12 protein-coding genes are annotated in these 12,864 nt (G+C 66.4%); 3 read left to right on the top strand and 9 right to left on the bottom strand.

The window, feature by feature from the left end; all coding sequences use genetic code 11:
- The first annotated feature begins 372 nt into the window (after window positions 1–372).
- Window positions 373–765 carry a hypothetical protein gene (locus ABEA43_RS60140; protein WP_345577210.1) on the top strand — a complete coding sequence of 131 codons (393 nt, stop codon included), beginning with the start codon at window positions 373–375 and terminating at the stop codon, window positions 763–765.
- Window positions 766–832: 67 nt separating this feature from the next.
- Here ABEA43_RS60140 and ABEA43_RS60145 read toward each other — a convergent pair whose 3' ends face one another.
- The 4 genes from ABEA43_RS60145 to ABEA43_RS60160 all read right to left on the bottom strand — a co-directional run bounded on the left by ABEA43_RS60145 (window position 833) and on the right by ABEA43_RS60160 (window position 6,703).
- Window positions 833–1,921 carry an AfsR/SARP family transcriptional regulator gene (locus tag ABEA43_RS60145; protein WP_345577213.1) on the bottom strand — a complete coding sequence of 363 codons (1,089 nt, stop codon included), beginning with the start codon at window positions 1,919–1,921 and terminating at the stop codon, window positions 833–835.
- Window positions 1,922–3,475: 1,554 nt separating this feature from the next.
- Window positions 3,476–3,862 (bottom strand): SSI family serine proteinase inhibitor, encoded by a 387-nt coding sequence (locus ABEA43_RS60150; RefSeq protein ID WP_345577215.1) that lies wholly within the window; start codon window positions 3,860–3,862, stop codon window positions 3,476–3,478.
- A 1,147-nt stretch (window positions 3,863–5,009) separates the two neighbouring features.
- Entirely contained in the window at window positions 5,010–5,885 is an 876-nt protein-coding gene (locus tag ABEA43_RS60155; protein ID WP_345577218.1) for a hypothetical protein, read from the bottom strand.
- Window positions 5,886–6,325: 440 nt separating this feature from the next.
- Window positions 6,326–6,703 carry a hypothetical protein gene (locus ABEA43_RS60160; protein WP_345577221.1) on the bottom strand — a complete coding sequence of 126 codons (378 nt, stop codon included), beginning with the start codon at window positions 6,701–6,703 and terminating at the stop codon, window positions 6,326–6,328.
- 295 nt (window positions 6,704–6,998) lie between these two features.
- Here ABEA43_RS60160 and ABEA43_RS60165 point away from each other — a divergent pair, with 295 nt between their 5' ends.
- Complete coding sequence (locus tag ABEA43_RS60165; protein ID WP_345577224.1) at window positions 6,999–7,829, top strand: helix-turn-helix domain-containing protein; 831 nt, start codon at window positions 6,999–7,001, stop codon at window positions 7,827–7,829.
- A complete protein-coding gene (locus ABEA43_RS60170; protein WP_345577227.1) occupies window positions 7,814–8,032 on the top strand; it encodes a DUF397 domain-containing protein in 219 nt (72 codons plus the stop codon). The genes ABEA43_RS60165 and ABEA43_RS60170 overlap by 16 nt, the downstream gene beginning before the upstream one ends.
- A 320-nt stretch (window positions 8,033–8,352) precedes the next feature.
- Here ABEA43_RS60170 and ABEA43_RS60175 read toward each other — a convergent pair whose 3' ends face one another.
- The 5 genes from ABEA43_RS60175 to ABEA43_RS60195 all read right to left on the bottom strand — a co-directional run.
- A complete protein-coding gene (locus tag ABEA43_RS60175; protein ID WP_345577230.1) occupies window positions 8,353–8,784 on the bottom strand; it encodes a DUF6262 family protein in 432 nt (143 codons plus the stop codon).
- Window positions 8,774–11,017, bottom strand: a complete 2,244-nt coding sequence (locus ABEA43_RS60180) for a tyrosine-type recombinase/integrase (protein ID WP_345577233.1) — start codon at window positions 11,015–11,017, stop codon at window positions 8,774–8,776. Before ABEA43_RS60180 ends, ABEA43_RS60175 begins: the two co-directional genes overlap by 11 nt.
- Window positions 11,014–11,556 carry a tyrosine-type recombinase/integrase gene (locus ABEA43_RS60185; RefSeq protein ID WP_345577236.1) on the bottom strand — a complete coding sequence of 181 codons (543 nt, stop codon included), beginning with the start codon at window positions 11,554–11,556 and terminating at the stop codon, window positions 11,014–11,016. Before ABEA43_RS60185 ends, ABEA43_RS60180 begins: the two co-directional genes overlap by 4 nt.
- Window positions 11,477–12,127: a site-specific integrase gene (locus ABEA43_RS60190; RefSeq protein ID WP_345577239.1), complete on the bottom strand. Its 651-nt coding sequence runs from the start codon at window positions 12,125–12,127 to the stop codon at window positions 11,477–11,479. The genes ABEA43_RS60185 and ABEA43_RS60190 overlap by 80 nt, the downstream gene beginning before the upstream one ends.
- A 484-nt stretch (window positions 12,128–12,611) precedes the next feature.
- The coding region (locus ABEA43_RS60195) for an Ig domain-containing protein (RefSeq protein ID WP_345577242.1) at window positions 12,612–12,864 on the bottom strand (253 nt) is incomplete at its 5' end.

Below are 12,864 nucleotides of genomic sequence, written 5' to 3' on the forward strand. Positions count from 1 at the left end.
ACTCCTCCCCACGCGGCTGCCGGTGCGTACGCGGTCCGAACAGGCGACTCGACTCGCTCGAAAGTGTGTGCTGCGTGCGGCGGTCCATGCTGGCCGTCCCTTTCCGGTCCCGCCCCGGCCCGTCCGGGAGCGGCCAGCACCATCGCCCACCTCGCCGCCCGAATCACATCCCCAACCCGCAACCCACCCCCGGGCGTGCCCCGACCAGCACCAACGCCGCCCGAACCGCCACCCGAGGTCCGGTCCCGTGCCCGGTAATCACCCCACGCAGAGGCTTGAGCCTCTCGCCAGCGCCCGTCTACCGTCCCCCAACCCCCCGTGCGGGGGCACCAACACGCCGCCCATAGCGTGAACGGAAAGGGACCTGACCGCATGTGCAGCACCGGATACCAGACGCTGCTCGACTGCCGCCGCCGCAGCCGCTACCTGCGCCAGCACGGCTTCACCCTCGACCAGATCGCCGTCATCCTCGCCCTCGACCACCCCGTCACTCCACTACGCCTCTACCGCCACGCTGCCGGCCTCACCGCCGCCCAAGCCGTCGCCGCCTTCCACCGACTCGCCGACACCACCGGTGCAGGACTACGCGAATCCCGCCTCTACGAGCACGAAACGTGGCCCGAAGCAGGCCGGCGCCCCTCCGTCCACGCCCTGCGCCTCCTGGCCCGTATCTACGGCACCCAGCCTGGCCACCTGCTCACCCCCGCCATGCTCGCCACCTACACCCCGCGCGACCAGCACTCCCTCAGTCGAGGAGACGGATGAGGCCCCGGTCACGCGACCAGGGCCTCGCATCGCCAGCTCGCCGCCGGCACAACCGGCCAACTGACAGCTAACGTACAAATCGCTCATATATCTGCCGGGCCTGCGGACTCGGCGCCGCGTCGATCTCCGCTAGCCGCTCCTTCAACAGCCCGAACGAGCGTCGTACGGCAAGCTGACGGCCCAGCCCTCCCTGGATCGCCATCAGCTGGCACCACAACATCTCGCTGTGGGGGTCGATGCGCTCCACCGCCAGCCGCAACACATCCAACGCCCGATCCGGCTCACCCCCACGCACCAGCTCGGCCAACCGCTCAGCGGCATCAACCGCTCGCCGCTGAGCGGCCTGCCGCAGCGGGACAACCCACAGCGCATCACGCCCGGCCAGCAATGGTCCCTGATACAAGGCCAGCATTTCCTGCAACGCGGTCAGCCGAGCCGACTCCTGTCCCGCGCTGCCCGCGCCGATGAAGGCCTTCTCAAACCGCCAATAGTCCACATCGAAATGGGCCGCCGCCAGATGCCGCCGCTGCCGCGTCTTCACCACGAACTTCACCTCCACCGCAAGACCGGACGCCTGCCGCATCACCTGGTTGAGCTGCCGAACCGCCGACTCCAACAAGCGGCCACCTCGGGCAGCATCGCCTGGCCACAGGGTGTCGATGATGCTCTGCGTCGAAAATCCTTCCGGAGACGTCGACAGCAAGGCGAACAGGTCGGACGCCTCGGCCCGGCCGAAAGACAGCTCCGCCCCGCCGTACAACAGCCGCGGCGTCCCCAGCACCTCGGCCTTCGCCTTGCCCGGCGCCGCCACGAACCCGGACGCCATCAGCGCCGGAGCCGAGGAGGTTACCGCCATGCCCTCCGGGGCGGCGACGCCCGCCTCGCCCGCCTCTGTCTCGGTGTTGGCGCCCAACCGAGGCGCATCGACGTTCGCCTTCTCCTCGGGATTCACTTGTGCTTCTATGGTGCGGCGGTCGCCGGCGACGAACCCCGCCGCGGCGGCATCGATCGCAGGCATCTCAGCGGAGGCAGCAGGCACCACGTCGCCGTCTCGCCTGCTGTCAGAGCGCCCGGAAGTAAGCCCGGCCGAAGAACCCGCAACCGCCAGGCCCGGCCGAAAGCGCCTTCGGGCGATCAGTGTGGCTCCCAGCAGCATGACCAGCAGCCCAAACCCCAGCGCAGCGCCAAGCGGCCTCACGTCAGACGAAGCCCCGAAACGGCGCCCCGGAGCATCGCTTGCACTGCCAGTTGTCGGTGGCGACGAAGATGGCCCAGATACTGGAGGTGACGGAGAGAGCGACGGCGTAGTGGTCGGACTTCGCCGGGGATCACGCCGGGGCGAACGTGAGTCGTTGTCCTGACGTTGCCTGCGATCGATGCGCCGGGCGTTGTTGCCTCGGCGCGAGACGGATGTCGACGGGCGATTCGGCCGCGAAACCGCCTCCCGCTGCCTGCGCGGCCCAGCTTCCCCTCTGTCCATGCTCGCCACAGGCGCAGGCGTGGCGGGCACAGGCGTGGACGGCTTCTGTCTGGAGACCGGGCCCTCCGGCGTCGAACGTCCCCGAGGCCTCGGGGACGGCGCCGTCCCCGCCGGCACCCGACGGGAATCTGCCAGCCGCTTTCCGAATTCCAGCCCTCGGCCCTCTGCCAGGTCCTCGTAGACCAACACGCACAGTTTGTCCATGTCGAAGACCTGGTGCGCTTCCTTAGAGGCCCACTGCGAGGGGCAATATGGTTCCACACGCGCCAAAGCCACGCTGGGACCACCCAGCAAAGCGACCATCAACGCGCCCGCGACGGTCATTCCACCCAAAAGCCCGGAATCTTCGCACTTCCAGTTATGTGGGAGACATTCCTGAATCACCAGGATCCTCCAGAGGGTTTGACTACGTCAGCCGATTTACCACCACGCCCTTCGTGCCACGCCACCGAAAGAGAATAAAGATCACAAAGACATGACACCGCGCCGCACCCCGGGCTCACGGCTGGTTCCAGCACTCGGGAACACGACCGGCAGCCGCGATATAGAGGGCGCCGATGAGCCTCATCACAAACCCAGGCGACCGCCCTGGCATCCCTGCTCAAGCCCAAGATCCGCGACGTGCCTCGAGGCCAGTGGCACGAACACCCGGCGAACGCGCCGTAGCAAGCGGCACGTCAGCCGGGCCGGTATTGCGCCTTGCACGCGAAAAAGGGGGGCGAACGCCTCTTCGAGCGTTCCGGGCATAACGCCACGTCATTTCTGGGTCGACTGTCAGGAACCGGCTCATCGAGGAGATCGCCGTTGTGCCGGTCCGTGGCCACCAGGAGCGCAGGAGCCGGGTCCGGCAGCTTCCCGACAATGCTTCCATCCCGGTTGCGGTCCATGCCGCCGAGAAGAGCCACTACTCATCCCTGCGGACCCCGACATGATCGGGAGCCGTACAACAGCACCGCCAGGCGCGCACTGCTGAAGGCGTGCCAACCACCTCGCGCACCGGACGCGATGCGCAAACAGCACCACATCGATGGGCCCGACCTCCGCAGTGACGGCACCCGGCGCATCGGTCTGGCCGATCAGGGACGCCCGGACGGGGCTTGCGCCGAGGAGGGCTGCCAGGCACACGCTTGCCAGCCTCGACTGGCTAATCGCCTCGACCACTCCCTGCCGAGCGGACCTCTAGCAGCAGCCCAGCCCAGCACCCACGCCGACCGCGACCGCGAACCCTCGTCAGAAGCGGAAGACCGCGCCCGTCTTGGCATAGAGCGCACAGGCGTTGCGAAAGGTCTTCTGCCAGCCGATGGTCCGGTTCCGCCAAAAGCCGCCCATCGTCGCCGTAACCGGGGCGTACTCCTTACCGCACCGGCGGCGCGAGTCGCCAGGAAGACGGTCGAAGTCGCCGCCAGCGGCATCGATCGCGGCGCAGGCCACCTCACCGTACGGGTGCCCCCGCGTCACGCCTGGGCATTGCACGCCGACCGCCCTCATCGTGTTGCCTCCATGTGCTGAGACGGCGAGGAAGACACCGTTCGGCCGGGCGGCACCATAGGCCGGGAGGGCTGCGAGAACGAGGCCGGCGCACAGACTGGCACTGGGGATCAGCAGGGGCAGACGCATCGACGCTCCAGACAGCTTGGTTGCTTAAAGTAGTTGTTACGCTACCGTAAGCTATATTCCTCTGTCTGGTATCCGACTGGTAAGCCTCATGAGACAAGACCGCTCCTCTTCCGAAGCGACACATCCCAGCAGAGAAACCTCACAACGGCGCGATGCGAAACCCTGCCGGAAGTGCCACTCCTAGGAAAACCCGGCCTCAGCCCCGACAGGCACCAGACAGACATCCGCCGACAGAGGGGATACAGCCACCCTGCGAACTGCACGGATGCCAACTCCATGAATCGGCAAGTGAAGATCAAACCCGCTGAAGGCTCCAAGCGCCGCAGGTACGCTACGCACCGTAACGATCAAGAGCATCGGGGAGCCGGAATGCCCGACAAGGCCGAACAATCGCATGGACCACGCCGACGAGTGTGTGCCAAGACTCTGCTGCTGGCGGGCGGAGCCGCCGCTGTCATAGTTACCGTCGTAGCCCTGAACGGCGCTGGGTCAAACAAGCCCGGCAATCAGCAGGGCTCCTCACCTCAAACCATGGACACTTCGCGAGACGTCAGCAGCCATCATGTCGCCACGTCTTCTCTGCCGCGGCACAAGTCGAGCGTCCCCTCCCCCGCACCGGCGTCGCTGGCTCTGCCCCACAGCAAGACTGAAGGAGGCGAGGGCAGGAACAGTGCCAAGCAGATGACCGCGGCCAGAAACCGTGCCCCCATCAACGAGCCGCACGGCCGCCACGAACTCGCCCGCCCACAGCCGCTGACCGGTCCCGCAGCCGACCGCCACCCTCCCCGGCCGAGCCCCAAGGCCAAACGCGCACCGAGAGACCTGCGCCCGTCCTCGCCGGGCACCTCCAGATCCGACGGGAGCCCATCCCTGTTCACCATGAAGTGCGACGAATTGTTCCCACCCAACAAACGTGAGTCTCGGCTGCGCAACATCGCATGCCATCGTCTCTTCAACTGATCAACCCAGATGACGGCCCCAGTCCCAGTTCCGTGGCGACAGCAACTCACCGACATCAAGGGGCAACCGACGCCACGATCGGCAACAACCAGAGGCGTGATCGGAGCGCTGAACACCATCTGCCGGCTACGGCGGCGCCAGCATCCCAAACGTCAAACGTCGCGGTTCGTCCTGCGCAAGGCCGTCATCAGCTCAAGCCGCGCACAGGCCGTGGGCCGATCGCGAAGGCCTCGTCGAAGACGAGGCGACCGAACTCGCTGTCGAAGTCGTCCACATCTGAGGCTCGAATGTAGCCGGGTTCGGGGGCGATAACCTTTCCCTCGGCCCGCAAACCTTCGCCGATCGGTAAAGGCGTCGAGGACGCAGAAGGCTCATCCAGATCGGCGCCCGGCCTGATGTCCGGAGGGTTCGGCCAGGCGAACACGCCCGAGACATCGGCGTCCCTCTCCGCAGAGCCATCCGGAGGTCTTACCGCTGGCCTCCCGTCCGCTAGCAACATCTCGCCAGTGTTGTCCCATTCGGTGCGCTGTAGGCCATCCAGCCCGACGAGCAGTTGCGTGGCCAGGGCGTACTCCAGCACCCGAAACGCCTCCAACGGCACCTCTACCGCATGCTCAACCACGACGACCTTCCGCCCGGCGGCGGGCCGGTACAGATCCGCGACCACGCCGTACGGCTCACTGCTGCGCACCGTGTAGATGTACGACTCCGGGCCGAGGCGCAGGCACCACACACGTGCCCTCGGGATGCAGGATCGGCAGGTTGGCGGCGCGTGCGTGAACTGCCGGCCCCCACCCGTCACGCCCGGAGGCTCCGGGAGCAGCCACCAGATCCGATCGCCGTCCACGGCCGACCGTCCACACACCTGACACAGCAGGTGGAGCATGCAGCGTCGCTGCCGCAACGTGTTCACCAGCTTCCACAGCGGACGACCCGCGCGGCACAAGCCATGCCGATGCCACAGCACGCCGAACATCCAGTCATGCGCCGTAGCGTCCACGAACGACAGCCGAACGCCATCAGTCGCCTCAGCATGCGAGGCCACAGCGAGCTGATACGCCACGTCCTCACCCTCATACGCCGTCACGTACGGGACCACCCTCGTGCAGCCGCTCACCCCCGGCCATCCTCACCGGCTTGCGCTTGGTGATGCGCCCTCAGCGCGGCGGCACCGTACATCCGTCTGTATCGCTCCTGGTACAGGTCCTCGATCCGCCGCACCGCCGTTGCCATCGCCGAGCACGGGCATACGGTGTAATCCCATCTCCCCGTACCGCTTTCCTCGCTCAGGGACCAGCGGAAACGCCATGCATCGCGGCCCCACTCACACCACACCGTCAACCCCACCGACCAGATCCCTACCAGCGCGACCCCATGGGATTCGAAGACCTGCGTGGCGATCCCACGGCTCCGCAACCCCTTCGCCAACTCCCACGCCAGACATCCCGCCGGGCTTCCCTGCGCGCTGGCCGACACCGCTCGTTCCCTCCCTCTGATCAGCAATCAGCGCGGCAGCAGAGCCGACACGATGCGCTCGCCCGCCTGTGTGAGGCTGGTCTCCCAACAGCCGCCCGTCAGCGCATCCACGACCCACAGGCCCCTGCCCGTCGTCTCTTCAAGCCCGGGCATGCGCGGTATCGGGACGGTCGCCGACAGTCCCGGGTCAACGACCGTCAACCGCCAATAACGCCGCTCTCGTTCTTCCGCCGGCCGCAGACTCATCCGCACCCACGGTCCAGCACCGTGCAACGCGGCGTTCGTCACCAGCTCCGAGGCGATCGCTTCAAGATCTCCCAGGGCCGGATGATCCCCCATCCACACCCGAAGCTCCCGACGAGCCAGCCCCGGCAACAGAGCTCGGTCATCGAGCTCCCCGACCATCCACACCTTGATGCCTGCGCACGGGTGCTTTGACACGGATGCTCGCATAATCACCTCGGGAAGTCGGGCGTACGGCCTTACTTTTGGCCGTACGCGCTGGTATTCGCCATCTCTACAAAGATCTTTAGCGCTCGTGTGCTGAAACGTCGCGCGTCCCTCGAATCACTCGCCAGAGTGCCAGCTAGACGCTACGTTAGGCAGCAAAAGAGACCTGACAATTCACCGCACGAAACCACTCCCCATTGCGTGTGTGGTGCTGTGTATATCCCCCCGCCATGTCGCAGGAAGCCATCAGATGCCCTCAAAAGAGCTGGACCCGGACGCCAGCCCAGCAGCAAGATTTGGGTATGAACTTCGCAAACACCGTGAAACGAAGGGGATGACACAAGCGCAGGTTGGCGACCGGCTCGGCTTCGCTCCCACGACCATTGGCGCATTCGAACTCGGCACACGTCGGCCTCACCTGGACCTCGCACAAGCGTCCGAGGAACTGTTCGGGCTGGAACCCGGCGAACTCGTCAAATGGCTGCCGAAGGAGCCCCTCAAGACTGCTCCCAAGTGGTTCGGCCCATGGAAGCTCAGAGAACGCTCAGCCCAAGCGATCTACACCTGGGAACCGGTCATCGTGACCGGCCTGCTCCAGACCCGCGAGTATGCCGAGGTCATCCTGGGGGCCAGGCCCGGCAAGAGTCACGCTCAGGTTCAAGAAGAAGCGGCAGCGCGGATGGAGCGCCAGACCATCCTCACCCGCGAAAACCCCGTACTACTATGGGCATTTATGGACGAATCTATCCTGTATCGTCCGATTGGGAGTGAGGCCATCACTCGCAAGCAACTCGAACACCTGGTCAAAATGTCCGAACGACCTAACATCATGATCCAGATCCTCCCGTACAGCGCTATGAGCGCCATCGGCATTGGCGGCGCTTTCGCTCTCGCACAGATCCCGGACGAGCCGGACGCGGCTTACATCGAAGGTTCTCTCTACGGACAGATTCGAGACGCCGGCGAAGACGTGGACATCCTCAAACGACGAATGGACCAAATCAGGTCAGAGGTGCATTCACAACGCGTTTCGATCGAACTAATCAAGAAGAGGTTGGAGGAAAAGTGGAGCTGGAGCTAAAACAAGAACTCGCCAACGCCGCCTGGATCACGGCGTCGAGTGACAACGGCGGGAACTGCCTTGAAGTGGCATTCCTCAGCGGGGGCCGTGTAGGGATCCGCGACACAGAGCGGCCCGACCTGGAGCCATGGGTGGTCCGTGGCCCCGTCTGGGACACCTTCAGTGAGGGCATAAAGCGAGGCGTTTTCGACCCTTCCGCCTGAGCTGTACTTACGCGAGGGCCTGGCGAGCCGTCAGGCCCTCGCCCTTTGCCAACAACGCACCTGCGCATACCCCGGGTGGCTACACGATCGGCGCAAGGCCACCGTCATCGTGTTGGCGTCTCCCGTTCTCCAGCAGAACGAACGCGTACCCTCGCTGCGGAGCGCACGTCGCGGTTGTCCTCAAATCGGCCGGTAGGTCCTCTGACCTTATCTCAAGCTCGCGTTTTGATCATGATCGTGAGCTGGGATGCTGCGTGGGCGACGGTGTCGTTGACGTGGTGGATGCCGTCGGTGGGCTGCTGGTCAGCACGGGCCGATCGTTACCGAAGATTGCCGTTCTGCCTGGCTGATTGGGTCGTGGTGACGGCGGGGCCGGAGGCTTGGCGGTTGTCGCCGAGGGCGTGGGCGAGTTGCTGCCGGAGTCGGCGGTTGTCCTCTTTCAGCTTCTGGTTCTGCCGCAGGGCTTCTTCGAGCCGGGCGCGCAGGGACGCATCCGAGGTGCGCTGGCTGGCAGGGATGGCCGGCCATGGCGTCCGGCGGGTGGCCTCGCGGAGCCGTTCGATCTCCTTGCGCAGGTCGGGCTGCCGGTAGAGCCAGGACCGGGAAACCTCCGCAGCCTGGGCGACCGTTTCGAAGGTGATCGGTGTGCCTGCCTGGTCGAGCTCACGCAGGGCCCGGATGGCCTTGGCTCGGGTCAGCTCGTGTCGTCGCTGGGCGGCAGCGATGATCGGGGCGGTGTTGTCAGGACGCATCGGGAGTGGCCTCGGGGTGCTGCTGGTCGGTTTCCAGGGATGTGATGATCTTTTCGAGGTTGTCGGCGACCTGCCGGTTCATCTCGACCTGGCGGCTGCGACCAGCGGCTTCTGCAACGGAGATGATCTGGAGAGTCTGCCGGTGCTGCTCGCGGTGCTGTGGCAGGAACTCAGCGGTGGTGACGAACATCGGGCAGGTCAGGCAGGCGTTGGCGTGCGGGCGGGTCTTGATCAGGGGCAGTGAGCAGTAGCCGTTGGGCAGGGCCTGGGTGGCGCGGCTGATGCGTTGCTTAGCCCAGGCGGCCTCGGCCACCGGTCCATCGGGGTCGAGGGTGACGGTCTCGCCGTTCGCGTTGACCTTGCGGGCCTTCTCCCAGTGGCGGCGGATCGTGGTGTCCGATAGGCGGGCGTAGTGGGCGGTCATGGCATGTGAGTCGTGGTCGAGGATCCGGCGGACGACTTCCTGGGGGACGTCGCGGTTGATCAGGCGGGTTCCCAGGGTGTGGCGCCATTGGTGCGGGGTGAGGTGGACGGGCTGGCCGTACTCGTCGCGGAAGTCGCAGGTGTTCAGCCAACGGTTGAGGGCTCGCCGGTAGGTGGTCCAGGCCATGGTCTTGGTGCCGTCGGGGTTCTTGGCGTGCCTGGGGAACAGCACCGGTGTGGTGTCAGGGAACCGCGCACAGACCTCCGCGCGCTGCCGGCCGATCAGGTCGCAGAGCTCGTCGTCGATGGGGACCAAGGCCTCGCGTTTCATCTTGTGGTTGAAATAGCGCAGGTAGGGTGCGCCGTCGGCGTCACGGACGATGCAGTCGCAGGGCAGCGCGAGCGCGTCAGCCAGGCGTAGCCCGCAGCGCATCAGCACGAGAGTGATCAGTGACTTGGCCGGGTCGTCCCAGCGGGCGAGGTTGGCTGGGTCTTCCAGCTGGGTCATGATCTGTTCGGCCAGGGCGCGCGGGAGGCGTTCGGCGCGTTTGGGGTAGTCCTCGGTGAAGAACACCGCCGTGGTCGGGAGGTCGTCGTCCCAACGGTGTTGCCGGATCGCGGTGAAGAAGGCGTTGAGCAGGCCGATGTGGTTGCCCTGGTGTTGGCTGCCGCCCATCTCGGCATGCAGATCGGCCAGGTAGCGCTCCAGCACTGCCCGGTCGACGTCGGCCAGCCGGGTGACCCCCACCTTGTCCGAGGCCAGGAAGGTGGCGAAGCGAGCGATGGCTCGGGTGGGGCGGGCGGCCGACTCCCGGTTGAGGCCGGTGCTGAGGCGCCATCGCGCCCACCGTTTGGCCAAGTCCCTCAGCCATGGCTGAGGGATGCCGTCGAAGCGGAGCACCCGCTCGTTGTCCTCGATCCCAAGGCGGCGCAACCGCCAGACGTCGCGCGGATATTCGGCGTCCCAGCCGCCCGCCTCGGTCAGATCCTGGACCTTCCACCGGGCGAAGATCAGGAAGGTACTGGCTTTGGAGTCCCGCATCCCGCGCACCCTCATGCGCTGCCTCCAGCCATGCTCGTCGTGGTCGAGCAGGGAGGTGACCTGGCTCGTGACGAGGAACCGGATCGTCCGCATGGCCTCGAACGGCCGGAGCTTGCCCTGATGCTCATTGCGCCGGCACTGCAGCGCGTACTGGACCTCCAGCCGTAGCTGCGGCCCGAGAGCGCGCAGGTCGATGCAGATCTCGTCAGGGAATGGATCGGTATAACGGGCGACGAAATCTTCCAACTCGGGGCGGCCGGCCTTGCGCCAGGCCTGAGCATGCGAGGGACACAACGGAGTCTGCTGGTGCACCCAGATCTCGCACTCGGCGACGAGGCAGATGCGCGGGAACGGGTTAGGGGCGACGGGTGGCTGCGCGGCTATCCAATCGACGAGCTGTGGTCGTCCGGCTTGGTTCCAGAGGTAGAGGTGCTGTGAGCACAGCCCCTGCGCGCGGCGGCCATAGCGGCAGCCGGCGACCGTGCAGGCCAGCGCGGTGTGCCGGGTGAAGGGCGGGCCCGCGGCCGCGGCGTACTCTCGCAGGTCGGGTCGGTCGTGGTGCCAGCGGTTGTAGTGCGGGCGGCACAACCCCATGGTGAGGACGGGATAGTCGCAGTCGACGACCATGCAGGGCGGGCCACCGAAGATCGGATCGCGCAGATCGGGGATCAGCACGTCGGGACGGAACTCGGGCTGGACCACGGCCATGAGCTTGGCCAGCAGGCCCGGCTGTCCTGCCTTTCGAGGTTCAGGCTGGACGTCGGTCATAGCCTGACCTCGGTTCCGGTGAACCAGCCGGCTGCCTCCAGGGCCTTGCGGGCGTCTTCTGGAGTCAGGTGACCGTAGATCCCGGAAGTCGTGGTCACCGAGGTGTGGCCAAGCAGCTTGGAGACGACCTCGATCGGCACGCCGTCCCGCAGGGCCCGGGTCGCCATCGTGTGTCGATACCAGTGCGGGTCGAAATCGATCCCGCTCCGGCGGCGCAGCCGCAGCACCAGGTCGTAGACCGCCGGATACGACCATGCCTGGCCTCGCGGTTCGCAGAACAGGTTCACGAAGACGTAGTCGCTATCGAGGTCGCCGTACTCGTCGTGCAGGTAGTCGCCCCACAACCGGATCAGCTCCCCACTGACCGGGATCGTGCGCTGCTCCTTGGACTTGGAGCGGGCCCGGTTGTCGTTGACGCGCGGGATGATGCTCACGGCACGTTCCGCAGCGGCGATGTCCTCATGACGCAGGCCGAGGGCCTCGCCGATGCGGACGCCGCTGTCGTAAAGCGTAAAGGAGGGCGAACAGGAAGCGGTCACGCAGCCGATCGCAGGCGTCCAGGATCGCCTGGGTCTCCGCCACCGTCAGAACCCGCGGCAGTTTCTTCGGAGCCTGCACCCCGATCGTGCGGCGCCGCTGCAGCTGGTTCTTGCTGACATGGTGCAGAAACGGCTTCCAGCCGCCGCGGTGGCCGCCGGTCTGCCACGTGGTGAGCAGCTCGCCCAGATCAACTCCATGCCGGGCGTGGTAGGCGTAGAAAGCGCTCAGCGCCGACAGCTTCCGGTTGATCGTCGAAGGGCCGACATGCGGCTCGACCACCGGCAGCACCGCCACCGCGCCCGCCCGGCCTTCGTCAGGCAACCGCAGCCACGCCACGAACTCGCCCAGGTCCTCCAGCCGAACCTCGCGCCAGTCCAGGCCCCGGTGCTCGAGGAAGGTGAAGTAGTCCTTCAGATCGTGCGCGTACGCCTTGACTGTATTCGGCGACCGGTCGATATCCGACAGGTAGGCCAGATACCGCTCGATCGGTTCGATCGGGACGCCGGCCTCGCCGAGGACCGTCCACGACTCCACCCGCGCCGCCGGGACGGCAACCCGCTGAACATGCATCGCTTCTCCACTCGATCCACGTGATGGACGAGCGGCAGATAACCACGTACCCCACGCACCCCGCAGGGCATCACCAGCTCGTGATAGACGTGGAAGACAAGGCTCGAAGAGCTTGAGATAACTTCGGGGTTGCGCCAGCGGGCGCCCTCGACAGGAAGCTCCGCCGGACACGCCTTGGCCTCGGCCTGGTCGAAGAACGCGCCGATCCAGGCCTTCGTGGCCGCCGCCCACTGCGGCCGGGCCAGCCCGTCGGGGTTACCCTCGAGCGCGATGAGGGCCAGGTTGACCGCCCGGCCGTCGTCCTGCCCGAGCCGTGCCAGACCCGCAGCGAGGGCGCCGCTCGGGACGGCAGATGTGTTCGCGGCGTGTGTCACGGGTTGCTCCTCTCCTACCTGCACCGAGCGGGATCGGAGAGGAGGACTGACCCGTGATCGCAGACAATACGCGCCGCTTTTCCGACAGAGTTTCCGTTGGGGGCAGAGGATCAGCAGGTGGGGCAGGCCGCCTCGCGTCGGACGCGCCAGGTGAAGGTGGTGCTTGCCTGGCCGCCGCCGACGGCCGTGACCGTGACGTTGTAGCTTCCTATCGGGCGGGGCGTGCCGGTGATCAGGCCGGTCGTGCCGATGGTCAGCCCGGACGGCAGACCGGTCGCCGACCAGGTGTAGGACCCGCTCCCGCCGGTGGCCTGCATCTGCAGCCTCACGCTGTCCGGGAGGAGCGTGATCTGGGTGCCCGGG

The organism is Nonomuraea rosea, from assembly GCF_039539705.1.
In the GTDB taxonomy this organism is placed as follows: Bacteria; Actinomycetota; Actinomycetes; order Streptosporangiales; family Streptosporangiaceae; genus Nonomuraea; species Nonomuraea rosea.

What these genes read in the sequence shown, in the direction of transcription:
- ABEA43_RS60140 (WP_345577210.1), top strand. Translation starts at nt 373, where the DNA reads ATGTGCAGCACCGGATACCAGACGCTGCTCGACTGCCGCCGCCGCAGC.
- ABEA43_RS60145 (WP_345577213.1), bottom strand. Translation starts at nt 1,921, where the DNA reads ATGCTGCTGGGAGCCACACTGATCGCCCGAAGGCGCTTTCGGCCGGGC.
- ABEA43_RS60150 (WP_345577215.1), bottom strand. Translation starts at nt 3,862, where the DNA reads ATGCGTCTGCCCCTGCTGATCCCCAGTGCCAGTCTGTGCGCCGGCCTC.
- ABEA43_RS60160 (WP_345577221.1), bottom strand. Translation starts at nt 6,703, where the DNA reads ATGGTCGGGGAGCTCGATGACCGAGCTCTGTTGCCGGGGCTGGCTCGT.
- ABEA43_RS60165 (WP_345577224.1), top strand. Translation starts at nt 6,999, where the DNA reads ATGCCCTCAAAAGAGCTGGACCCGGACGCCAGCCCAGCAGCAAGATTT.
- ABEA43_RS60175 (WP_345577230.1), bottom strand. Translation starts at nt 8,784, where the DNA reads ATGCGTCCTGACAACACCGCCCCGATCATCGCTGCCGCCCAGCGACGA.
- ABEA43_RS60180 (WP_345577233.1), bottom strand. Translation starts at nt 11,017, where the DNA reads ATGACCGACGTCCAGCCTGAACCTCGAAAGGCAGGACAGCCGGGCCTG.
- ABEA43_RS60190 (WP_345577239.1), bottom strand. Translation starts at nt 12,127, where the DNA reads ATGCATGTTCAGCGGGTTGCCGTCCCGGCGGCGCGGGTGGAGTCGTGG.